Origin of the sequence: Halodesulfovibrio sp. (assembly GCF_025210605.1) — a bacterium.
Lineage (GTDB): Bacteria > Desulfobacterota > Desulfovibrionia > Desulfovibrionales > Desulfovibrionaceae > Halodesulfovibrio.
Genome location: NZ_JAOARI010000017.1, coordinates 31,508 through 56,415 on the forward strand (window position 1 = coordinate 31,508; position 24,908 = coordinate 56,415).

Consider the following 24,908-nt stretch of genomic DNA (forward strand, 5'->3'; position numbering starts at 1 on the left):
ATGCCAGATCATATTTCTCATACAGAAAGTGTATGCCCAGAATGCCTTCAGCGTATTCCAGCAATGCGTGTAACGAATGGAACTGAGACACGCCTTATCAAACACTGCCCTCAGCATGGTGCATTCTCAACGCCGGTTTGGCGTTCCACTCACATGGCAACAAAATTTTCAGATTGGTTACGCCCTAAAATCCCTTCCACACCACCGACCATATCCACAACGGTAGAAAAAGGATGTCCCTTTGACTGCGGATTGTGCGCGGAACACAGACAACATAGCTGTATGGCACTTATCGAAGTGACGTGGAAATGTAACCTTTCTTGTCCAGTTTGTTTTGCCTCTGCTGAAAACAATAGCAACGCACCCACTGACCCTACCAAAAGCGAGATTTTCCAATTGTTGGAATCAACTATGCAAACCACAGGGGGATGTAATCTACAGTTTTCCGGTGGTGAACCAACAATTCGTGATGATCTACCTGAACTTGTAGCAGAGGCAAAACGCATCGGTTTCCCGTTTGTACAAATCAACACCAACGGGATTCGCGCAGCACAAGAATCTGGCTATGCCGCTAAGCTGGCAGCAGCAGGTGTTGATTCCGTATTCTTACAGTTTGACGGGCTACGCACATCAACATGGCAAGCATTCCGTAATGCAGACCTTCTTGAAATCAAGAAAAAAGCCATCAGCGCCTTTGCCAATGCCAACATTGGTATCGTTCTGGTTCCGGTTATTTCACCAACGATTAATAAGGACGAAATTGGAGACATCATCCGGTTTGCTATTAACCATGCGCCAGCTGTCCGCGGTGTGCATTTTCAACCTATCAGCTATTTTGGGCGATATCCCGTAGCACCAGCAGATGCAGAACGCATCACACTGCCGGAGCTTGCTGAAGAACTGGAAAGACAAACCGAACACCTTGTTGCCACAGGGGACTTTGTGCCGCCAACGTGTGAACACGCGCTGTGCTCTTTCCATGCGAACTATATTATCAATGATGATAACTCACTTCAGCTTTTGTCCGTGCCGAAGAACTCATGCAACTGCAAACCAAAACCCGCGGCAGAAGGAGCAGAAAAAGCACGCTCGTTTGTTCGCAGTCAGTGGGCAGCAGCCGAGCAGAAACAATCATTCAAACCAATTACTGAATTAGATTCTTTTATTCAGAAAGCATCAACACGTCGATTTGCCATCTCTGCCATGGCGTTTCAAGATGCGTGGTCACTGGATATCGAAAGACTCAAGGGCTGCTGTATTCATGTAGTCGCACCGGATGGCAAGCTTGTTCCATTCTGCGCATATAACCTGACAGCATCGGATGGAACACCGCTATATCGCGGCGTATAATTCGACATTAGTACATCGATGCATTGTGCGTAAATCATGCATTGCGTTCGGGGTTGATTGAGACACCAATTGGGGCTGCTTTCTTTTTTCTAAAAAAAAATCACTTTTCCGAGAGTATGTTTAAGGCAGCAGCACTCATAACTAAGCAAAAAAATCCGATACGGACATAACGTGCAGCACTCGACGATTACACATCCTCTTCACGCACAAAGGACACAAGGCATGCCCCTTGATGCTCCCACGTATGCTGATATTTTTTCAGATGCGACAACGCTTGGACTTTCTGCTGAACACATTGATGTCTGGCAACGCAAAAGACTTGCAGAAATTTGCCACTATGCACGAGCAAACAGCAGCTTCTATGGCAAGCATCTGCGTGACCTGAATGAAACTGTATTTGCATCCCGTGAAGCATTTGCCACCTTGCCGCGCACTACTGCTGAAGACATCCGGGAAGCACCGTTCGCATTCTTATGTACTTCACAAGATGACATCGCACGAGTTGTAACGCTCACGACATCAGGCTCGACAGGTAAACCGAAACGAATTTTTTTTACACAAGACGAAATAGACGAAACAATTGCGTTTTATAACCACGGAATGCAGTGTCTTGCAGAATCTGGCGACACTGTTTTAGCACTGCTTCCCGCCCTGCGCCCTGACAGCGTCGGCGCATTATTACGGGATGGATTAACACAGCTAGGTGCAACTCCAGTTCTCAATCAAGACCCTGATGACGTTGCCCAGTCTCTTTCATTACTAAAAGCACACGCTGCCGACTGCGTAGTCGGTACGGCTGCCCATGTTCTTGCATTAGTGAAGCTGTGGGAGCATGCTGGCAATAAAGATACTTCTGTAAAAACAGTCCTCCTGTGCTGGGATGCGAGTTCTCAACCAGTGCGGGAGTATATTGCAAAAACGTGGAACTGTCGGGTGCATACACACTGGGGCATGACAGAAACAGGGCTTGGCGGCGCTGTTAACTGCGCGCACGGCTCAGGTATGCATCTGCGCGAAAGTAAAATGTATGTCGAAATCACTGACCCTGAAACCGGAGCTGTTTTGCCGGATGGCGAACGTGGAGAGATGGTTGTAACGACACTCACACGAAGGGGCATGCCACTTATCCGATACCGTACAGGAGACGAGGCACAAATTCTCACAGAACCTTGCCCATGCGGTTCTCCGCTCCGCAGACTCAGCCCATATATTCGACGTATTCGCCAGCCGAAAAATACTCCTGACTGGTTTAAAGATATGCCGCCATCTGCCATTGACGGCGCATTACTTTCAATACCCAATTTTCTTGCCCAGCAAGCACGATACAGGGTGGCACCTAACAGACTGGAAATTACCATTGATGCGTGTGGCACCGCATCACAGCTTTTACCAGCCTGCACAGAGCTATTACGCAATTTTGTTTCTCCTTTGCGTAATGCTCCAGAAATATTGTGCTTGCCGGGCAAAGACTCTGAAAAAATTTCTATTGGATTCGCAAAACGCATAATCAGCGTAGAGTAACGAGGTCACAATGCATTCTATTCTCATCGATATTGTAAACAAACTGGCAACACATAACTGCGTACTCGCCACCGTCATATCCAGCACAGGCTCAACTCCGCGGTCTTCTGGTGCACATATGCTTGTTTGCCCGCAAGGCGAATTTTTTGGAACCATCGGCGGTGGACTTATTGAAGCGGAAGTACAGGAGACAGCAGCTGCATTTCTTGAAGGCGATGCGGGAGCTGCATCACTCCACTCTTACGAGCTGGACAATACAAAAGCCGGAGCCATCGGCATGTCGTGCGGCGGTTCTCTTACTGTTCTGCTGGAGCGTCTTACTCCTGCGCAATACACTGACTTTCTAGAAATCGAACAGGCAGTGCGCAATGGTCAGGCTGTACGGCGCGAAGCATATTACATGCGAGCCGAAGACGACTGGACATACACCTCTCTGAAAGCACTTCAAGAGCTTCCAGCCCATGCTGCTGCGTTACAAAAAATCCATGATGCCAGCCACGCTCAACAATCTGAGGAAAAACCAGTACTATTAGATGAAAATTCCATCCGCTATGTTGCTGAGACCTTTCACCCTTCAGCAACAGTTATCATCGCAGGTGCAGGACACGTTGCAAAGCCAACAGCTGAGATTGCCCACATTGCCGGATTTTCTGTCATCGTACTTGATGACCGCAACGACTTTGCAAACGCTACGCGTTTCCCCCATGCCCATGTCAAAGTTGTCGATTCACTAGACGACATTTTATCTGACATTACAGTCCACAGCGATTGCTATGTTGTTATTGTTACACGCGGGCATGCACACGACAAAAGTGTACTGAAACAAGCACTTACAACACCAGCAAAATACATTGGTATGATCGGCAGCAAAAGCAAGCGCGACGGGCTTTATGAAAAACTTCGCGAAGAAGGTGTTACAAATGAAGCTATCGCCCGATGCCATTGTCCAATAGGGCTGCCGCTTGGTGGACGAACACCTGAAGAAATAGCAGTCAGCATCATGGCGGAAATCATTCAGGTAAAATCTAGAGGGTAGCATCATGCCAAAAGCATATGCAATCATTCTGGCAGCGGGTTACAGCCAGCGTATGGGGCAATGCAAAGCAGTACTCCCCCTTGGAGAAAAAAGTGCCCTGCAAACTCTTGCGGATACTTTTATCCAAGCAGGGGTCACACCTATTGTTGTCACTGGCTATGCCAAAGAACCAGTGAAGTCCGAATGCAACAGATTAGGACTACAGACAGTACATAACGCGCAATTTGACAGCGGCATGTATTCGTCTGTTCAAGCAGGGTGCACCGCATTACCAGACGATGCAGAAATATTTTTTGTAACTCCGGTAGATATCCCTCTTATTCGCTCGCGTACTATTGCCGCATTGCTTCAGTATGCTCAAACGACAGAAGCACTGGTAATTCATCCTGTTCTTGATGCCGGAATCCATACACCGTTTCCTGATAGTATCCTCAAATCTAGAGACTATCGGGGACACCCGCCTTGCCTTGATATTTCCATAAAAAATGACATTCTCGCATATAATGGCGATGGTGGGCTTGCACAACTGTTAAATCGATTCACCGAATCAACTCAATACCTTTCAGTTATTGATAGCAACATGATGCAAGATATGGATACCCCACAAGATTATGAAACAATCTGCCATCTACATGCAGTACAAAGCGTTCCTTCCTTAGAAGAATGCTATGCAATATGGAATGCGGTAAAACTGCCAGAAGCTATCCGCAGGCATTCCATTGCAGTCACTGATATTGCACGAATTATGTTGAAAGGTATTCCCGCTGCTACCCAGTTATTTTCCCAAACGGTTATTGCTGGTGCTATGCTGCACGACATAGCTAAGGGACAAGCAAAACATGCTTCTGCGGGTGCAAAACTCATTGCCGAACTGGGGTTCCCAGCCCTTGCGGAGTGCATTGCAAATCATTCGCATATGACTGCCCAGAAAGGTGCAATTACCGAAGCAGAGCTTGTATTTTTGGCAGATAAATTTGTCACTGGAACAACCCGTTGCACTTTAGAACACAGATACCAACAAAAAATGGCAATGTTCGCAGATTCACCAGAAGCTGTTACTGCCATTCGACAAAAGCTCCTTGAGGCACAGGCTATTTTAGCAAAAGTCGAAACCGTAACCTGTGCAGATTACAACACACTGCTTGCAGATGAAGGGGAACACTAGCATGCTCTATCTTGTCAGGCACGGAGAAACAGTGCTCCCTAAAGGCATTTGCATAGGACAAACCGATACGCCGCTTGCCAAGCAAGGAATAAAAAACATCACGGAGAAGACTCTCCCCAACCTCGCAGCATTGCAGCTGGAAAGCCCACGCCTCATATCCAGCCCGTTATCACGAACCATGCAGACGGCTCAGATTCTCAGCAACGGACTCAATATTCCTGTTGAACAGGAAGCAGCATTAAAAGAAATCAATATGGGGAAATGGGACGGGCTAGCTTTTTCATATATCAAAAAACACTACGCGGCAGAATATGAGCAGCGGGGAACTGATTTTGCCTATTTTCGCACACCGTGTGGCGAGTCATTTTTTGATCTACAGCAACGAGTGCTCGAATTCATTATTCCATTGTGCCACACAAAAGGTTCCGCCATTCTCGTAACACATGCGGGTGTAATCAGAACCTTGCTGTGCGCGGCAAAACAAACGCCACTCCAAGAATTATTTATCTACAAAGTCACAACAGGTTCAATTACGACGATTCCCAAAGCCACCTTTGCAGAAAAAGGACTTTATCTGGCATAATATAAATGAAAAAGCTCCGTGTACCCAAAAATACACGGAGCTTTTTTTACGCTGTAAGAAACTCTTTAAGCGCATCTGCACGACTCACAGCCAGTGTATAGCCGCTGTCATACAGTGCATAAAGTTTGCGTTGGTTTCGACAAACACGTCCAATTCCAAGCGTACTTTCAGGACGGATTACAAAAATCTCGCCTCGTTTTTCCATAGCTTCAAGAGTTGCCATCAAATCATTATATTCTTGATGGCGACGAGCAAGCGCGTCATGTAAACCGATGAAATCAGGATACCGCCATTTACTCAGTACAGCGGATTTGCTGGCGCTTTTGCGATATCCATAAGGTTGCGTCAGAACGACTACAGGTCTTTCACCGGCAGCAAGGCAGTCTCTCACAGGAACTGAGTTAGCAATACCGCCATCCATGTAGATTGTACCATTGAATTCAACTGGCTCAGCAATAAGCGGCAAACTTGCAGAAGCACGCATTACGGTGAGCAGATCATCTCTGCTGTTCAGCGTATTTTTTTCAAACATAACACTTTTGCCAGTAATGCAGTCAGTAACTCCTATCCAAAATTTTACCGGATTATCCCGAAACGTTGCATAATCTATGGGGACAAGATCAAGCGGAATGTCACGGAAAATAAAGTCCATTCCGAACAAGTCACCACCTTTTAGCAAACGAATAAAACTCAGATATCGACTGTCGTTGACAAATCGAGTGCTTGTAATTCTGTTTCGCTCCGGTTGCTTCGATACATAGTTAGCCCCGTTACAGGCTCCCATAGAAACACCGTATACAGATGCAAAAGGTATATTCAGATCACTAAAATGCCGTAGCACACCAGACGAAAAAATACCGCGCAGCCCGCCTCCTTCGAGAACCAGCCCTGCGGTTTCTGTAAATTGCACGCGAATATCCTCCTGAGAGATTACGCTGAAACTCTATTCTATAGACTGTCCGGCAATACACACCGGACAGTCTCACAAAAGCATACGCGGCAACACATCCTACTGCATCAATATAATGTGCTAAAATAACATTGCTATCTTTGCTCACCCCAAAAAAGCGCGATGACATGCTCGTTTGGAGCTCGACCAACATATGAACCAGCTACAAAAGCCAGCAAGGAAACCAGAGTGGTCGGCACAATTGCGTGGATACCACCCATAGCCGGTTTCATAATACTGATTGTGATGAATGTAGCTACGCCGAAAAGAATTGAAGCGACAGCGCCAGTTGCATTGGCTCGTTTCCAGTACAGCCCCATAATAATCGGCCACAGGAAGACGGCTTCCAACCCACCAAACGCAAACAGGTTAATCCACACCAGCAAATCAGGTGGCTGAATAGCTGCAAGAAAAACCATAAAGCCAATTACAGCTGTAGACATAAGGCTCATACGCTGAATGCTGATTGACGGCATCTGCGATGCATCGCCCTTCAGCTTATAATGCACATACAAATCTTTAATGATCGCTGCTGAAACAAGCAGCAGCATGGAGTCCACTGTAGACATGATGGCAGCAAGAGGACCTGCAATAAAAACACCTGCCCAGAATGGAGACAGTAATTCCATAATCAACGACGGCATTGCAAGGTCACCAGCAGGAAGTTCGGGAAGAATAGCCCGTCCAAGTGCGCCGGAAAGGTGTGCACATAAGATAATAAAACCGATGATAAGCGTACCCACAACCATAGCGTCATGCATTGCGCGGGAGTTTCTGTATCCCATGCAACGTTGCGTAGTCTGTGGCAATCCTAAAATCCCTAAGCCTACCAGAATCCACAAAGATAGAGTAAACGGCTGCGGTACAGCATTCTTAGGGCCTGTAGGGGTGATAAGACCGGGATCTATCGTTTTCAGTGTGGTTACACATTGTTGCATTCCGCCGCCAGCATTAATGATTGCAAGCAGGATAACAACAACTGCTATCACCATAATGATACCCTGAATAGCATCAGTGATAACAACAGCACGAAATCCACCGACAGCGGTGTACATAACAACGGTAATACCAAACAGCACCAGCCCCACAATATACGGATAGCCGGTTACTGCCTGAAAAAGCCGTGCGCCACCAATAAACTGGGCAAGCATGGCTGCCATGAAAAATATCAGCAGCGATACGGAACACAGAATAACAACAGCATCGCTTTTGTATCGTGCTCGCAGAAAGTCTGTAATCGTCAGCGAGTTTGTCTTACGTGCAATAATCGCAAATCGTTTACCGAGCACACCTAGAGTCAGAAATGTAGTCGGTACTTGAATCATTGCGAGAAATACCCAGCTCAACCCGTAACGGTACGCAACACCGGGACCGCCAACAAAGCTGCTCGCGCTGGTGTAACTTGCGATAATAGTCATAGCGAGGACAAAGCCCCCCATTGAGCGACCACCAATGAAATAATCTTCCATAAACCCCTGAGAGGATTTAGAAGCAGCCTTATTGCGTGCCCATATCGCCACTACAAACGAAAGCGCCAAGTAAAGCACTACAGGGATTATAGTAACGAGTGCATTACTCATATAATATTTCCTTTCTGAACTTTTACAGCAGGCTGCTCATCTTGTTCTGTATCAGATTCTTCATCATCCAGCGGCATCTCTTTAAAGAAGAATCGAACAACTCCCCATAAGAACACTGTAATAACTGGGTAGCCAACAACACAGCTGTAAAAAAACCACTCCGGCATTCCAAAGACATACGAATACTGCTCAGGGTCGCCCTCACCCATTCCGTATCCGAAAACGAACCACCATATAAAATAGAGAGCATAGGCACCCAAAGAGAACAACGCTTCTTTGTTTGCCTGAGCAAAGCGCCAATCCTGTGTCTGCTTCTTCATACAATACACCCGTAAAAAGTTTTTAATCCCTACTGCCGGAACCAATATCCGGAGAAGAATTACCGCACCATAAAACAGAACATATCCTCAACTGCATATGGATATAAAAAGAACGCTGTATAACGCTCAATTCTACCCTGCAATTCATCTTTATCCACCCGCGAAAACCACATGGTAACGGTATCCCGTAACATACAGATCTGTCAGCTGGTTGCTGCCTTCTGCCCTAAAGCACACCAGAAAACAAGCTATGGACACCGTTTCTTAAAAATTGCCGCATATCATTAATATGTTCCTGCCAAAACACATAGTTCTCCCTCTACCGACACTCGTCACTCTATCCACATCATACCACGTATCGGCTATGTCTCACACTCTGTGCGTAATCCAACGCGCCCCCTGTTTACGCATGTGCGGACTCTCGTACATAGCAATCGACTGCATTACTGCAAAAAAGCACAACACACTTAAAAAACTCACTATTTTTTTTTGGAACATTTCTTGTTTAGAGAAGCATACCATACCATTTTTTCGAATAATGACTATTCAGGAACACGAGCATGAAAAGCTTTTGCGGAAACCTGCAAAAGCTTTTTTATTGTCTTATCACAATATGACAACGCAACCTGCTATGGCATTATCATTCCCAATTAGCTGCCTCTTCTCGGACAAGTTGCATGAACGCCTCCATAGCAGGAGAAACCCATTTATCTTTATGTCTGGCTAATGCAACACTTACAGGAGAAGGATTTTGCCAAGGAACATGCTTTACCTGCCCTGTTTCAACTTCACGGCGCACTACTACTGTCGGTAAAAAAGACACCCCTATGTCGCAAAGAATGTATTGCTTAATAACTTCCACGCTCGCTGTTTCAATCACGTTACTTGCAGCAACACCTTTCTGTTCTAAAAGCTGTTGAAATATTTTGCGATAGCTGCATCCCTGCTCCGTATATAATATAATATGTCTGTTGGCAGAGGTTAGCTCATTTTTTGGATACTCTTTCGGGAGAACCACACTCATCGGCTCCTCAAAGAGCTTGACCATTTCCAAATCAGACTCATGCTTCAGTTGCTCCAGCAGTACGCACAAATCAAGATCGCCTGTCCGTAACGACGTGCGCATGCTGCTGCAAGTGCCGCTCTCCATCACAAGTTCCACTTGCGGAAACAATGTCTTAAATTTTTGTAACACAGGTGCAAGCCGGTACAGCATTGTTGACTCCGGTGCACCGACGCGCAACCGTCCTGCTGGCGCGCCTGTCAGCTCTTTTAAAGCACAAACATCGTCATATGCCGCCAAAAGAGTGCATACACGTTGATAAACGACCTGCCCGAAATCGTTTAACGCAACCTTCTTACCAATGCGGTCAAACACAGGCTGCTCATAGAATTCTTCAATCATTTGAATATGGGATGTTATAGAAGATTGTGCATAGTTTAGTGCACGAGCTGCTTTGATAAAGCTTCCATGCTCTACGATTGCTTTAAAAGTAATAAGTTGACGGAGTTCCATTACTGACCTCTTCAATCGATTTTATCGAACGATTTATTCTGAATATTCCGTTTTTCTGATAACAGCAGTTGAGGTACTAAGGTGGCGATACAACGTCAAGGAGAGGATCAATGGATACGAAAATGGGAGCACTTCAGCTTGGGGGATTAATTGCAGGTGCGGTGCTGGGTTCTGGAGTAATCCTGCTTCCACCAATGGCTCATGAACAACTCGGAGAGTGGGCAGTAGCAGCATGGATAATCATAATGGCTTTTGGTGCAGTATTTGCCACTATTTTTGCCAAGCTGGCGCACCAATACCCCGGTGGTGAAGGAGTTCCTATTGCTATACGAAAAGCTTTCGGAGCTAAAGCCGGTCGGCTTGCTTCGACATACTTACTCTGTGCGGTATGTGTCGGTCCCATAGCAGTTCTCATGACAGCGGCTGCGACAATTTCTCAGGCGTTCAATATGCCAGCTAGTACCAATGAATTTATTTCCGGCGTACTATTACTTGGTTGCGCAGCGCTGCTTACTCGCCGCATTTCATTTGTCGGAAGTGTAGCTTTGATTGCAAGTTCCATTATCGGCCTCATTCTTACAGCCAGTAGCATCGCCACGATTCTTCACCATCCGGTGCTTCCTATGCCCGAAAGTTCAGTTAACATCCAAAGCATGGGAGAGACGTTACTCTTGCTGTTTTGGGCAATTATTGGCTGGGAAGTTGTCGGAAATTATACCATGGACGTGCGGAATCCAGATAAAACAATCCCCAGAGCGACACTTATCGCTGTTGGCATCATCTCTAGTGTATACGGGCTGGTAGCATGGGCAATGACCGCCTTGTCACCCACAGGAGGAACCGTTGCCGTTACCGATGTAGTTAACTCTTTACTCGGAAACGCTGCAAACTTCGTGGTTATGATTACAACTACCGTGTTATGTGTTTGCACGTATCTTATGATAATTGGTGCAGTAATCCGGCTCATTGCATCACTTGCCGAGCAAAATAGTGCTGGCACGTTTCTAGCTCGCAGAAATACCCATGGTGCGCCTGTGACAGCGTTATTAACGCTCGTTGTCATTCAGAGTGTCAGCTTGTTGTTACTGCAACAGCGAGTACTCTCTCTTGAAGATTGTGTAGCAATTGCAAACGCATTCTTTTTAGCAAACGCACTTCTAGGAATAGGTGCTGCCATACGGCTGCTTCCCTCCCGTATATTACAGCTGACAGGAGCAATGCTTGCTGTTGCCTTTATGACGCTGCTTTCTTTTTCTTCAATATGGGTACTAATTTTACTTTCATGCATTACATTTTTAGTGATCGGAAATCCTCGCTCACTCTGGAGTACCGTACTGAACAAATAATTAGCAGTGATTGCGCCATAACTAGCTTTATGCAAAAAAATCCCCTTACCCATAGCAGTAGCTACAGATAAGGGGATTGCTAATCCTGCCACAACGAATCTCTGAGAGTTGAAGCGCATCTCCCAACAACCCGTTACTCACATTCATTGTCCACAAAAAAAGCTCTTACACTTTCGTGTAAGAGCTTAACTTGCGTTGGCGTCCCCAAGGGGATTTGAACCCCTGTCGCCTGCGTGAAAGGCAGGTGTCCTGGGCCAGGCTAGACGATGGGGACGCTTGACTTGTGCTTCGTGAGTTCCCTCACGTGCGAAGAGGTATTTATGGAAAAGACGCTCTACTGTCAACTAAAAATTTTGTTATTTTTCAAAAAAAATCTTTTTTATCCCTTGCCACCTTTCTTCGCTGAGCTTATCTTAAAATTAAGGATAAGGAAGTTACTATCGATATACCTTCCAGAAGATATATTTCATTAACCCTAACGGAGGGTAAGAAAGGCTAATGGATACTAGGATTGAACAAACTGTGAGAGGGTCTACTGAATAAGAATTTCAGGATTCGGAGCCGATGTACAAAGTACATGACAAGGCCGAACCAAGCAGCAATACGCTAACAGAATTTGTAAGTAGATTCTCTCTTCTTTTGCCTACACACTACTGCCCATCTATTGATGGTCTTTTTTTTGTCCTTTTTTCAAAAAAAACGCTGCGCACCCAAGGGTACACAGCGTTATATATTCTAGTAGCAGCGGATTACATGCCTACAGGGCACTCATCGTTGAAGATACCCACCATACTCTTATTTCTTAGAAATAATCGCTTTAGCAGGAATAATACCGGTTGCAGCCGCAGATACAATATTACCAGCTACCCCCGGACCATCACCAGCCACGTAGAGACCTTCAATGGCTGTTTCAAGGTCGTTGGAAGTTTCTACCTGAGTAGCAAAGAACTTGATTTCAGGAGCGTACAGCAAAGTACCATCATCAGCGATGCCCGGAATTACGTTATTCAGCTGTTCAAGGCCATCAACAAGGTTGGTAACAATACGCTCAGGAAGCGCCATTGCGATATCACCCGGCACAACGTTTGTCATTGTAGGGGCAATGTGACCATTGTTGATGCGTGTCCATGTTGAACGTCTACCGCGACGAAGATCGCCAAGACGCTGCAAAATTGGTTTACCGTCACCAATGATGGTAGCAAGTTTACCAATAGCTGTACCATACCCTGTGTTATCGGAAACAGGATCGGTAAGCACTACTTTGGACAAAAAGGCGAAGTTGGTATTTTCTGACTTTTTATCGCGGAATGCGTGTCCGTTTACACAGACAAAATCCTGATAGTTTTCAAGTGCAATGAAGCCACCCGGGTTTGTACAGAATGTACGAGTCTGGTCATCGTATTTAGAAGTACGCACGAAGAAGGTCGGATCGTACACAACGTCGGTAATGTCTGACATCACGTCATTGTGTGTTTCAACACGAACACCAACTTCGATACCACGCTGGGACACATTCAGACCGTATTCTTCGCACACAGTGCTAATCCAGTCTGCACCTACACGACCGGGAGCAAGAATAACCTGCTTGGCTGTGTATGTTCCTTTGTTGGTCTCAACGCCCTGTACTTTGCCGTCTTCAGCGACAACGCGCTTTACTTCTTCTTTGGTTTTAATCTCAACACCACGTTCAGAGATGTAACCGGACATGTTATCGATATGATCCGGAAGACAGTCTGAACCAAGATGTTTTTGCTTAATCAGCAAGAGATCGATGCCGCTTTTGTTTGCTTCCTTACGGATTGCTTTCGCTTTATCCATGTTGGAAGGGTATACAGGGCCATCCATGCCGAATTTATTAAAGATCACTTCTGTTTCATCAATCAGATCTTTAGATTCTTGCAAACCCATAAACTGGGTTAAATCGGTCTTTCCAAGCTTGTGGATATAGTTCAGCTTACCATCAGAAAAAAGCCCGCCACCGCCAATACCGGAAAGGATATGGCAAGGTTTACATTTCACGCACTTCTGGGTTTTTCCAATTGGGCATGTTCGATTTTTAACCGCCGGGCCGCGGTCAATCATACATACAGAAAGATTTGAATTTTCTGCAAGGTAGTAGGAAGCAAACAGCCCAGCAGGACCGCCGCCAACAACAATAACATCAAAATCTGTCTTGTTAGACATAATAGCAATCTCCAAACATTCTATTTGGCCCGGGACATATTTCCCACAAAACACAGGGAAATACACCCACAAGCGACGTGCACCTTGATTCGCGCGCACAATGGCTTAGTATATGCTCTACTCAAATCAGGAACAATGTCAACTGTGTTTTTTCCATTTTCAGAAAAAAACACTCATCGCCCATTTATAATATTATCCCCCGTTCTCCCTGCAATACACTCTATAGACGGCGCGAAAACCGCATCAAAGCCACGTCCCATTCAACCCCAAACTCCAGAGCCGAGGTAGTTATGCCCACAGAACGTACGACATACCGCAAGCATCTTTATGGAAAAATTAAAGATCGCAAAATTGTCTGGGTCGGGAGTAGAGGGTGTGATGCAATCCCACTTACCGACTTAAAAAATCCCGTTGTTTCCATCTGCTATGGCAGCCCTGCTAACTACGAGGGAATTACAGAATATACGTATGAAGAGATGATGCATCACAGAGTAAATCCCTACACTTATGACTCTGCAACTGATGATTCCGAAGGCATCAAAGAATTACGCCGAATCCTTCTTCAAGAGCTGGCAGAGCCGTGTTGCCTTATCCCGTACAAGCCTATGGCAATTATTGACACAGCATATTTTTTACACCACAACCACACTAAATTATTAGGACTATTCTCTGAATTCCATCATCCCTTCAACCACAAAACTTGGATTGAAACAGCCCTGCAAGAAACCGGAATGCGCATAATTCCGTGGAAGTATCTTGAGATAATCGAAGCGTCGAAGCAGGAAATTTATCGTGCAGCTATGGAGCAGCCAATCATGCTGCGTGTCAATGCCGCCACTGCCGGTTCTGGACTTGTACGCATTGACTCGAAAAAAAGCTTTGAGGCGGCTTGGGAGTGGCTTCAAGAGCATAAATCATCACTGATAGCCTACTCACCGTATTTTTCAGGAGCGTCTTCACTGTCCACATCTGCAACAGTGTTCCCTGACGGGCGTGTGTCGTTGCATCCTTTGAGCTTGCAGTGCATTGGGGTTCCTGAATTAACCCCGATGAATGCAGGATATTCAGGAAATGATTTCGGGATAATACGCGACATTCCAGTCCATATTATCAACCAGCTGGAAGCAATGGTACGAGAAGTAGGGCAATGGCTTGCCTCCAAGGGATTTACAGGCTCATTGGGGCTTACCGCCCTTCTTCATGATGAACAGCTGTATTTTATTGAAGCCAACCCACGTTTTCTTGGCTCATCAAAACTTTGTGCCCGTGTGGATAAAGAATTAGACAGACCCGATGTATACATGACGCACATGGCTTCGTTCTTAGGCTTGCCGCCACCACCACAAATTCCGTTACGCGAGCTGGCAGCTAAACAACCACAGGTTGGGCAAATGATCTTTCATAACACACAGCCCAACCCCGTTGTAGTTCAACGGGATGACGAGGCATACGCAAAATTACCATTTGAAGTATCTCAGACGCCAGAACCTACGGTTGCAGTGGAACCCGGTAGCCCTATCAGCACAATCCGCTGGAATGAACCGATTCTACATCCCAATGGCTCACTAAACGAAACAGGACAGTTTATTGCCGGTACGTTCCTTCAAACCATCAAGGTACAACCGCGAGGTCTGCTGAAAGAACGCCCTAAACGCATCCTCAAATAGTCCGCCACCATCAAAAAAATTCCCTGACGGAATCATCCATCAGGGAATTTTTTTCGTTATCAGCAAGTGTACCCTGCTGGCATACGCATAAAAAAAGCTGGTGAGGAAAACCTCACCAGTTTTTTGATTGTTTGATTAGAACATTTGTTTCAGTAGGTCTTCACCACTTTCAACAGGGTCTTGTTGTTCACGAGTCAAACGCTGACCTTGCATAATTGTCGGCTGTGTTCCCTGCTTAAACGGCAGGAAGTAGCTTTTGCCACTGTAGGCACTTGCCACGCGACCGGAGCCAGCATCAATGCGCACCTGAATAACTCCTGCTGGCATCTCGAAATCTTCTTTCGGGTAGTCATCAAGAATCTCTTTCAAGTAATCACGTACAACAGGTGAAGCTGCACGGGAACCTGTTTCCCACTTACCCATAGGGGTCAGCTGGTCAAAGCCCACATATGCAGTTGTAACGAGGTATGGTGTTACCCCTACAAACCACGCATCTTTCTCATCGTTTGTTGTACCGGTTTTGCCGCCGATAGGACGTTTAAGTTCCTTTAAGCGCCAGCCTGTGCCATCCTGCACAACTTCTTTAAGCAAGGTAGACATGATGTAGGACGTTTCTGGGTCCATACCCTGTGTACGCTGTGTCTCGATGGAAATAATATCATCGCCCCACGCATCTTTTACAGAGCGGATAAGACGTCCTTTTGACCACTCACCACCATTCGCAAATGTAGTGTAAGCTTCTGTCAGGTTAATCGGTGATACAGCTACAGAACCGAGTGATACAGAAAGATCAAACGGGAACGGTCCTTCAAGCCCCATAGCCTTAGCGCGTTCAACAACCTTCGGGATACCCAAAGCTTTTGCGACGCGGATGGTACAGAGGTTACGGGACTTAACGAGTGCAGTACGCAGCAAAGTAGGACCATAGAATACCCCTGAGAAGTTCTCAGGACGCCATACTTTGGAAGTAGACTGATCTGTATATACAATTGGTGCATCCAGAACGATAGAAGCAGGCGTGTAGCCATTATCCATAGCTGTAGAATACACAATCGGTTTAAATGCAGAACCCGGCTGACGTTTTGCCTGTGTCGCGCGGTTAAACTGGCTTTCTGTAAAGGAATAGCCGCCAACCAGTGCAAGGACATCACCTGTACGAGGATCCATTGAAACTACCGCACCCTGAACATTCGGATGCTGCTCCAATGCAAGCGGGAGGACATCATTCGGGGTCAGTAGACTTGGTTCCCAAGTTTCTTTGAGACGCTCAGGAACATTTATGGATGCCCAGACAACATCGCCGACTTTCACCACTTTACGTGCATCTTTGATAGCCGGAACATGGTCTGTTGCCACTCTCGGGTTAGGTCTGCGACACCAGTGCATGGATTTTACAGGAATACGACCCTTCATTTCTCCGAATCGTACATCCGCACCTTTTTTCTCAACCTTAGTTACAAGAACCTGAATCCATTTTTTATCTGTAAGCACGGCAGGAATAACTTCTTGCTGCTGCAAGAAATCATCTACCATTTCCGGCTCGATAGACTGGATAGGACCTTGCCAGCCGCGGCGTTTGGTGGAAGCTTCCAAGCCTGCACGCAGTGCAGCTTCAGCAGCGTCCTGATAATCCAAATCTACAGAGGTGTAGACCTTCAATCCGGCTTCATACACGGCATCTTCGCCATAGCGCGGAAGCTCAATGCCAAGCTTGCGCATATTATCTTCACTCAAGTACGAAATCAGCTTACGACGTACTTCTTCAAGATACCATGCACCGCGCTTCCAACTTGGGTCTTCCATGCTTTTGTATACAAGCGGTGCTGTGATCGCAGTGTCGTACTGAGCCTGAGTAATCCAGCCAAGCTCTAACATACGTCCCAACACGTAGCGCTGACGAGCCTTTGCAGACCCCGGCGCACGAAGCGGGTTATATTTGGAAGGTGCCTGCGGAAGACCGGCTAAGATAGCAGCTTCAGCAACAGACAGTTCGTTAATATGTTTACCAAAGTACGTACGCGCTGCGGCTTCTACACCATACGCACCAGCACCGAGGTAAATTTCGTTCAGATAAATTGTAAGAATTTCATCTTTCGTCAGATAACGTTCAAGACGGAACGCGAGAATAGCTTCTTTCAGCTTACGTTCGTAGCTTTTTTCTGAAGAAAGGAGCAGGCGTTTGATGATCTGTTGCGTAATAGTGGAACCACCCTGTCTGATGGAACCTGCACGCATGTTTTTAATGAACGCACGGAAGATAGCTTTCGGGTCAACACCATCGTGGTCATAAAAACTGTCATCTTCAGCAGCAAGAAAAGCCCGTTTAATTAAGTCCGGCATCTCTTCGTGAGAAACCAAAAAACGTTTTTCACGATAGAAATGCCCAAGAACCTGCCCGTCGCGGGCATATACGGTTGTTACCAACGGCGGCTGATAGTCATTAATGCGGGTAAAACTCGGCAAATCCTTAGACGCCCACCAGTATAAACCGGAGAATGCCAGTGTGCCGACAGCCGCTACTAGCGCCAAGCCGATACAGGTATACAGCAATATTTTTTTCATAAAGTTTATTCTCGTTTGCAGGGTGGCTAATTACCCTTATCGAAGCCCCATGCGGAACGTAGCAATGCAAACAATTCCCGAACACGGGCTTCGTCCATTCCTAACAGCTCCAGCGATTCTTCTACGGTATTCGTTTCACGGCAGACAAGACAACCTTGCGCCGTAAACATGGTCAGCTCTTTGCCGCGAACCCAAAAAGGAAACAGCAGGCAGAACCACGGGCGGACTTCCCTCGGGAGCCTGCACCCCTGCTCTGTCAGATACACACAATATCCTTTTTCGTTGGACAACAGAACCCTGTGAGTCTCATTCGCAGGAAATTGCGCATCTATTTTTTTTCCATCATGCGGGAAAAGTCTTTTTAATGTAGTGATAAATTCCGGTGTGTTAGCAATCTCATTGGCTCCATCCACGTCAGGAGCCGCAGCCTTCACCTTTTCCCACTCTGAATCGGACAATGGAAAACAAAGTTCAACATCCTGAGGCTCTGCATGACAGCAAGTGTGATATTTTTCTGCACACCGCTCGCATACAGAAGGGTCAGATTTGCAGGAAGATGATAAACTCATTAGTAGCCCCCGTTCTCACGCTTCGGCCATGTGCCGTTATAATTTTTCAATACGGCGATATAATATTTTGGACCGTACCCGTTCGAATGCGTTGTTTGATACTCCATAACTTCAACAGATTCAAACAGCGTCTTAAGGCGCTCTATTTCCAAAGGTTTATGACGCACAAAGATTGCATCCCAGCCTTTTTTGTCTTCAGGGGTATTCCACAAATCGTACTGTGTTTTGCGTCGTCCCCAGTCCACACAGTATGCCTGTGGCTGCTGCGGAGCATAAAAAGCAAGGTTTGCAGTGATGCCGTAGCGGTCAGAAAAATAAAAAACTTTATCAGGATTCGGCATACTCTCAGTAAGCTCCTGAAGCTTACTGGACATATCAGTCCAACCCATCAAACGCATAGCAGGGTTTATAGAACGAGAACGGAACGGCAGTTGTCCCAACGAATGCATAAGCAGGAACAGTACGATACCGATGATAACGCCTGTTTTGCGAAGCGGAATACGCTTGCTGCGGATAACCAGAGCAGTTTTGCCCCATACGTGCCCTTTCTCTACGGCAATGGCTGCCAGCATAATACCTGCCGCATAGCTCATTGCAGACCAGTTCGGGTAAATACGGGTATGGAAACTCCAGAAAATAAAGAAGCCCCACAGCATCCAGAAGCCAGTACTGAGTAACAGTGCCTGACGAACTTCATCTTTGTTCTCAACCTGTTCTGCGCCCTTCTTAGTCCAACCTTGTTTTAGAGCTGTCCAGCCGCCGAAAATAAGGAAAGCAAACCACCAAGGAGTCAGCAAGCCGACTTGAGAAGCAAAATATTCAGGGAAGCGGTCGAAGCGGAAAAACGGTTTTGCCGTTGCTGCTTTGTTTACTCCGGCAAGCTTGGCAACGTGTCGGAATCCAACCCAATCATTTTGTATATTCCAAATTAAAATTGGCAGGAAGCCGATTGCTGAACCGGCAGCCATGGCAATAGCTACACGCTTCACAAAAATTTTGCTCAACATGTTCTGACGCCAAAGACCGATGCAGTAGAAAAAGACAATACCGATCATTGCCAGCATCATATATTTGGCAAGAATACCAACCGCCATTGCAGCACCAAGTACCACATACGGAAGCTTACGTTCTGGATTAACGCTCGCAGCATACAACGCAAACAACGCGGACACCCAGCAGACAAGCAACGGGCTGTCAGTTGTCATCAAAATACCGGAAGCAAGGAATAACGGAATGGTGTTGGCTAAAATAACAGCCCACAATGCCGCGACCGGACGCTTCATCAATCTTCCCATACCGTAGAGCAAAATACTTTGCGTCAGGAAAGAGTTAACAACAGCGCCAAAACGCACACCGAACTGGGTATCACCAAAAATGCTTGTCCAGCTTTTGATGATCCACGCAATTAGAGGTCCTTTGGAGTAATATGAGAACTGCATGTGACGAGTCCAATCCCAGTACTGGGCTTCGTCGTACACCAGATCAAGCTGATTGCTCCATAAGAATGCAATACGGATAAGAGTAGTACAGACAATAATCAATGCAGCTATGACATAAGGATGCCGCTGCCAAATAGCCGTTTTATTCAAAATAGACCTCACTAAACAATATATTGCGCCTGCACATTGTAAGGTTCACATATAGTTCGCAAACCCTAAAAACGCACAGTATAATTCGTATACGAAAAAGGCTCCCTAATTCATACCAGTTATGCTGAATTGTCAACTCTGACAGGTTTTGTCTAACGGTTCGTGATGCATGCCTATATTGAGAACCTCAAAAGATGTAAATTTTTTAATACAACTCATTTAGTTATTACACATCTCATTTAGCATTACAAAAAAAACTATGCTAACATGCCACACTGTATGATTTTTTCATCATCTCTCTTTGCAAATAATACGGACATCCGATCAAAAAATGAGACACATCCGGAGGCGGCATGGCAATTTGTGACCACCAGAGATTTTTTTTGTTAGCAACATGCTTGATGAGTGTCTTCATACTCTGCGCCTGCTCGGAAAATGGAAACCAGCAGCAGACTATGGCTCCAGATGTCAATGTAATCTCTGTTCCGCAACAACCGGTTGCGAATTCATGGACTGCCGTCGGGCGTGTCGATTCCAAAGATATCGTCCAAATCAAATCACGGGTCGAAGGATTCTTGATCGAAAAAGATTTTGTTGAAGGTGATATTGTAAAAAAAGGACAAGTCCTTTTTAAAATTGACCCGCGTCCATTTGAAGCAGACTTGATGCTGGAAAAAGCGAATGTAGAAAAAGCACAGGCTGCACTTGTTGAAGCAAAGCAAAATCTGCAACGCGGCACTCAGCTCTATGCAGGTAAAAACATTAGTAAATCAGAACTTGACCGCTACACCAGTACAGAACGACAAGCAGCCGCACAGGTTGATGCAACAAAAGCGCAAGCCTATTCCGCGTCCATCAATCTTGGATACGCAACCATCAAAGCCCCGCTTACCGGACGCATCGGCAAGACAATCTACTCAGTCGGCAACCTTATATCACCATCAAGTGGCACACTTGCGACAATCTATTCTATCGATCCGATTTATGTCTATTTCACAGTTGATGAAAAAGATGTTGTCACATACCGACAAAAGTGGGGGTATAACAAAAGTCCGGAGCTTACTTTTACCTTGGTTCTTCCAAACGGCTCCCTGTATCCGAAGCAAGGAACGCTGGATTTTGCCCAACCATTTATTGATAAAGATACCGGCACAATAAACCTGCGTTGTGTTTTCCCTAACCCTGACAACCTTCTGCTTTCCGGCATGTACACTACAGTAATTGTGAGGGATGCAGAAAAAAAACTTATGCCGCTTATCCCACAGGCAAGTGTGCAACAAAACCAGTCTGGCTACACTGTAGTCGTGGTTGATGATAAAAATATCGCCAACATGCGTAAGGTCACACTCGGTGCACGGCTTGATGCCATGTGGGTCGTAATGGAAGGGCTTAAAGCCGGAGACCACATCATTGTAGAAGGGTTACAAAAAGTTCAGCTTGGCAAGCCGGTAACGCCGCACCTTGTTACTGTTGATCCCAAAACAGGGGTAATTACACAGCAGACTGATACAAAAAAAACTCAGTCGAATAAAAACAGCTCTGATGCTCCCAACACATCCCCAAAAAAGAATGACTCCAAAAAAATGCCAGCATCTGCACCGTCAGGCAGCGGGAGCTAACTATGACGATCAGTCATTTTTTTATCGACAGACCTAAATTCGCCATTGTCATATCTATTGTTATCACGCTGGTGGGGGCACTGGCATTAATCACGTTGCCCGTAGCGCAATACCCTGACATTACACCGCCTATCGTTACAGTTACTGCAAACTACCCCGGTGCAAGCCCTGAAATTCTTGAGCGCACAGTTATCAAGCCACTTGAAGACAATATCAACGGCGTTGATGACATGATCTATATTTCTTCTTCTGCCGACACCACTGGCACTACCACAACCTCTGTCACATTTTTCCCCAAGACTGACCCTGATATAGCACAGGTTAACGTACAGAACCGTGTGTCTCAGGCAGAACCGAACCTGCCGGAAGAAGTGAGAAGGCTTGGGGTAAAGGTAAATAAAGAATCCACAACAATGCTGCTTGGTGTCAGCCTTATTTCTCCCGACAACACCTTCAGCAGCCTGTATCTGAACAACTACGCCAAACAATTTATTGTTGATCCTCTGAAGCGTATTAAAGGTGTCTCCAACGTACAGATTTTCGGCTCGCCGTATTCAATGCGCATCTGGCTCGACCCGAAGCTTATGGAATCGTACCGGATGACAACGTCTGATGTGCAGAATGCGCTAGAACAGCAAAATATTATTGTTGCAGCAGGAAGCATCGGGGGCGGTCCCAACGTAACGCAGCAGCAGTTTAATTACACAGTGCAGGCACAGGGACGGCTTGTTACCGTTAAAGAATTCAACAACATTATTCTGCGTACTTCTTCCGGCGGTGCTATTGTCCGCGTTAAAGATATCGGGCGTGCAGAACTAGGCGAGCAAGCGTACAATTCATCCGCCAGATTGGATAATAAGCCGCAGGCATTTGTCGTTGTCTACCAAAACACAGATGGCAACGCGCTGGATATTGCCAAGCAAGTCTACAAAAGTATGGAAGTACTTTCGCAACAATTTCCGCGCGGCGTCGAGTACCTCATTCCGTATGACACAACCATATTTATTAAGCGTTCGATAGATGAAGTAGTTATTACGCTTTTGCAGGCTATCGGGCTTGTTATTCTTGTTGTTTTTCTTTTTCTGCAAAACGTACGTGCAACTTTTATCCCGACAGTTGCCATTCCTGTCTCCCTTATCGGAACCTTTGCGGTAATGCAGGCTCTTGGATTCTCCATTAACACTATTTCATTATTTGGACTTGTCCTCGCCATCGGCGTTGTTGTTGACGATGCCATTGTCGTTATCGAAAACGTCGAACGACATATGGAAGATTCCAACCTTCCCCCACGCGAAGCGGCACGAATAGCAATGACGGAAGTAACAAGCCCAATTATTGCCACCACGCTGGTTCTACTGGCTGTATTTGTTCCGGTTATGTTTATGCCGGGAATTACAGGCGGGTTATACAGACAGTTTGCGGTTACAATTTCTGTTTCTGTTCTTATTTCTTCCGTTAATGCTCTTACGCTTAGTCCTGCGTTATGCTCTCTCATATTGAAAGAAGGACGCATGGAACCTATTGCTTTCCTGCGACCTGTTGATCGCGCCATTAAGTGGGCAACAGAAAAATATGGTACTGTTGTTACGGCAATTCTCCGCAAGGGAATTTTAACAGCCGTCATCGTTCTCATAATTTTCGGTTCCACAGGATATTTCTACCAGTCTACACCAACCGGCTTTATTCCAAACGAGGATCAGGGATTCTTTTTCGTTGATGCACAACTGCCAGAAGCTGCTTCTCTAAATAGATCTTCACGAGTGCTACGCGAAATCACAGATCTGACAAAAAAAGTAGATGGCGTTGAACGTGTTATTACCGTTGCAGGGCGCAGCTTTCTTTCCGGTAATTTATCAAACACCGGCTTAATTATCGTTATGCTGGAGGATTGGGACAGCAGACCGGATGGTAAAACCTTGCGACAAATCATGACCGAGGTAAATAAGCTCTACAGAAATTACCCCGACGCAGCGCTCAGAGCGTTTGAGATGCCTGCCATTCCGGGGATTGGAACAACCAACGGATTCGCGTACCAGTTACAAGACACGTTAAGTCGTCCACCACAGGCTATTGCAAAAGTAGCTCAAAATCTGGCGCTTAAGGCTACGCAAGATCCTGCAATTCAATTTGCTTTCACAACATTCCGCACAGATGTGCCGCAATATTTTCTGAATGTTGATCGAAACAAGGCTATGGTTCTAGGGATCTCGCTTGGAGATATCTATGCAACACTGCAAGCTCAATTCGGTTCATTGTATGTGAACGATTTTGTACGCGAAGGCAGAATTTATCAGGTAAACATTCAGGCAGACGCTAAATACCGAGCAAACCCTGAGGACTTTCGATTGTTCTATGTTCGTAACGGCAAAGGGGAAATGGTTCCTATAACCTCAGTGGCAACAATCACCCCGATTTTAGGCCCTGCGCAAGTTTTCCACTATAACCTGTACCGCACAGTTGCGATCAACGGGAACGCTGCCTCCGGCTATAGCTCCGGCGACGCCATCAACACTATGGAACGGCTTTCGGATGATTTGCCCCCAGGATACACATTTGAATGGACGGCACTTTCATTACAAGAAATCGAAGCAGGAAACCTTGCACCGCTTATTTTTCTGCTGTCGTTTACCTTTGTATATTTATTCCTCGTTGCCCAATATGAGAGTTGGATTATGCCGATTGCCATCGTAGGCTCTGTACCGCTGGCAATTTTCGGCGCAATTGGAGGGACACACTACTGGGCACCAATTTTTGAACTGAACAACAATATCTATGCACAGGTCGGTGTCATTCTTTTGATAGGCATGGCAGCAAAAACATCTATTTTGATTGTAGAATTCTCCATGGATCTCTACAAAGAAGGCAAATCTGCCCGTGATGCTGCAATTACAGCCGCAAAATTACGATTCCGCGCTGTTCTCATGACGGCATTTTCTTTTATCCTTGGTGTTTCGCCACTGGTTGTTGCTACCGGTCCCGGTTCTGCAAGCAGGCATTCATTAGGCATCGCCGTAATGTGCGGCATGATTACCGCTACGGTATTCGCACCGCTACTTGTTCCCGGATTCTATTTTCATTTGCAGCGCTGGCTTGAATTTTTTGCAAAAAAAATGGGAACACCTCCTACTCCCCCAAACACTTCTGCACAGTCTAATGAGACAAGTTCATCAGAGTCATCTGGCGATACCTCCATTGCTGATTCTGAATCTGTCAGCGCTGCGAACCCTGAAAAGCAATCTGAAGTTCCAGCAATTGAATCTAAAAATAAACCTTAATTCAAACTTTTTTATTTTTTCTATTGACGACCTCAGGCGTTCCATATAAACACCCTTTTCGCAGCACACAATACGTG

Annotated in this window: 17 protein-coding genes and 1 tRNA gene; 9 read left to right on the forward strand and 9 right to left on the reverse strand. The window is 46.0% G+C overall.

Annotated features, from left to right (window positions below):
* The 5 genes from trsS (at window position 1) to N4A56_RS05745 (ending at window position 5,655) form a co-directional block, all read left to right on the forward strand.
* Window positions 1–1,350 (forward strand): radical SAM (seleno)protein TrsS, encoded by a 1,350-nt coding sequence (gene trsS / locus N4A56_RS05725; protein ID WP_295545669.1) that lies wholly within the window; start codon window positions 1–3, stop codon window positions 1,348–1,350.
* A 222-nt stretch (window positions 1,351–1,572) separates the two neighbouring features.
* On the forward strand, window positions 1,573–2,871 hold the full coding sequence (locus N4A56_RS05730; RefSeq protein ID WP_295545671.1) for a DVU_1553 family AMP-dependent CoA ligase: 1,299 nt from the start codon (window positions 1,573–1,575) through the stop codon (window positions 2,869–2,871).
* Window positions 2,872–2,881: 10 nt separating this feature from the next.
* Complete coding sequence (locus N4A56_RS05735) at window positions 2,882–3,907, forward strand: XdhC family aldehyde oxidoreductase maturation factor (RefSeq protein ID WP_295545673.1); 1,026 nt, start codon at window positions 2,882–2,884, stop codon at window positions 3,905–3,907.
* Window positions 3,908–3,911: 4 nt separating this feature from the next.
* Window positions 3,912–5,072 (forward strand): DVU_1551 family NTP transferase, encoded by a 1,161-nt coding sequence (locus N4A56_RS05740; RefSeq protein WP_295545675.1) that lies wholly within the window; start codon window positions 3,912–3,914, stop codon window positions 5,070–5,072.
* Between the two features lies 1 nt (window position 5,073).
* Entirely contained in the window at window positions 5,074–5,655 is a 582-nt protein-coding gene (locus N4A56_RS05745; RefSeq protein WP_293669993.1) for a histidine phosphatase family protein, read from the forward strand.
* 46 nt (window positions 5,656–5,701) lie between these two features.
* Here N4A56_RS05745 and N4A56_RS05750 read toward each other — a convergent pair whose 3' ends face one another.
* From N4A56_RS05750 to N4A56_RS05765, 4 genes are all read right to left on the reverse strand, one after another.
* A complete protein-coding gene (locus N4A56_RS05750; RefSeq protein ID WP_295545678.1) occupies window positions 5,702–6,565 on the reverse strand; it encodes a patatin family protein in 864 nt (287 codons plus the stop codon).
* Window positions 6,566–6,699: 134 nt separating this feature from the next.
* The gene (gene panF, locus N4A56_RS05755; RefSeq protein ID WP_295545680.1) at window positions 6,700–8,184 is read right to left on the reverse strand and encodes a sodium/pantothenate symporter; all 1,485 of its coding nucleotides are present in this window, start codon (window positions 8,182–8,184) and stop codon (window positions 6,700–6,702) included.
* Entirely contained in the window at window positions 8,181–8,504 is a 324-nt protein-coding gene (locus N4A56_RS05760; protein ID WP_295545682.1) for a YhdT family protein, read from the reverse strand. Before N4A56_RS05760 ends, panF begins: the two co-directional genes overlap by 4 nt.
* Before the next feature lie 640 nt (window positions 8,505–9,144).
* Window positions 9,145–10,020 carry a LysR family transcriptional regulator gene (locus N4A56_RS05765; RefSeq protein ID WP_295545683.1) on the reverse strand — a complete coding sequence of 292 codons (876 nt, stop codon included), beginning with the start codon at window positions 10,018–10,020 and terminating at the stop codon, window positions 9,145–9,147.
* A gap of 110 nt (window positions 10,021–10,130) precedes the next feature.
* Between N4A56_RS05765 and N4A56_RS05770 the strand changes: the two genes are divergently transcribed.
* Window positions 10,131–11,366 carry an amino acid permease gene (locus N4A56_RS05770; RefSeq protein ID WP_295545685.1) on the forward strand — a complete coding sequence of 412 codons (1,236 nt, stop codon included), beginning with the start codon at window positions 10,131–10,133 and terminating at the stop codon, window positions 11,364–11,366.
* 196 nt (window positions 11,367–11,562) lie between these two features.
* Here N4A56_RS05770 and N4A56_RS05775 read toward each other — a convergent pair.
* Window positions 11,563–11,640: transfer RNA gene (locus N4A56_RS05775), tRNA-Glu, on the reverse strand.
* Window positions 11,641–12,161: 521 nt separating this feature from the next.
* Window positions 12,162–13,550, reverse strand: coding sequence for an FAD-dependent oxidoreductase (locus N4A56_RS05780; protein ID WP_293671072.1), 1,389 nt, complete (start codon window positions 13,548–13,550; stop codon window positions 12,162–12,164).
* Window positions 13,551–13,840: 290 nt separating this feature from the next.
* On the opposite strand from N4A56_RS05780, the gene N4A56_RS05785 reads away from it, so the two are divergent.
* Complete coding sequence (locus tag N4A56_RS05785) at window positions 13,841–15,217, forward strand: hypothetical protein (RefSeq protein ID WP_293671071.1); 1,377 nt, start codon at window positions 13,841–13,843, stop codon at window positions 15,215–15,217.
* A gap of 135 nt (window positions 15,218–15,352) precedes the next feature.
* Here the strand turns inward: N4A56_RS05785 and N4A56_RS05790 are convergent, their stop codons facing one another.
* Genes N4A56_RS05790 through N4A56_RS05800 form a run of 3 tightly spaced genes read right to left on the reverse strand, consistent with a single transcriptional unit; the run spans window position 15,353 to window position 19,937 of the window.
* Window positions 15,353–17,779: a PBP1A family penicillin-binding protein gene (locus tag N4A56_RS05790; protein ID WP_293671070.1), complete on the reverse strand. Its 2,427-nt coding sequence runs from the start codon at window positions 17,777–17,779 to the stop codon at window positions 15,353–15,355.
* Between the two features lie 26 nt (window positions 17,780–17,805).
* The gene (locus N4A56_RS05795) at window positions 17,806–18,348 is read right to left on the reverse strand and encodes a zinc/iron-chelating domain-containing protein (RefSeq protein ID WP_293671069.1); all 543 of its coding nucleotides are present in this window, start codon (window positions 18,346–18,348) and stop codon (window positions 17,806–17,808) included.
* The gene (locus tag N4A56_RS05800; protein WP_293671068.1) at window positions 18,348–19,937 is read right to left on the reverse strand and encodes a glycosyltransferase family 39 protein; all 1,590 of its coding nucleotides are present in this window, start codon (window positions 19,935–19,937) and stop codon (window positions 18,348–18,350) included. Before N4A56_RS05800 ends, N4A56_RS05795 begins: the two co-directional genes overlap by 1 nt.
* A 455-nt stretch (window positions 19,938–20,392) precedes the next feature.
* Here N4A56_RS05800 and N4A56_RS05805 point away from each other — a divergent pair, with 455 nt between their 5' ends.
* Both N4A56_RS05805 and N4A56_RS05810 read left to right on the forward strand, forming a co-directional pair.
* The gene (locus N4A56_RS05805; RefSeq protein WP_295545690.1) at window positions 20,393–21,556 is read left to right on the forward strand and encodes an efflux RND transporter periplasmic adaptor subunit; all 1,164 of its coding nucleotides are present in this window, start codon (window positions 20,393–20,395) and stop codon (window positions 21,554–21,556) included.
* Window positions 21,557–21,558: 2 nt separating this feature from the next.
* Window positions 21,559–24,831, forward strand: a complete 3,273-nt coding sequence (locus N4A56_RS05810; RefSeq protein WP_295545691.1) for a multidrug efflux RND transporter permease subunit — start codon at window positions 21,559–21,561, stop codon at window positions 24,829–24,831.
* Window positions 24,832–24,908 lie beyond the last annotated feature (77 nt).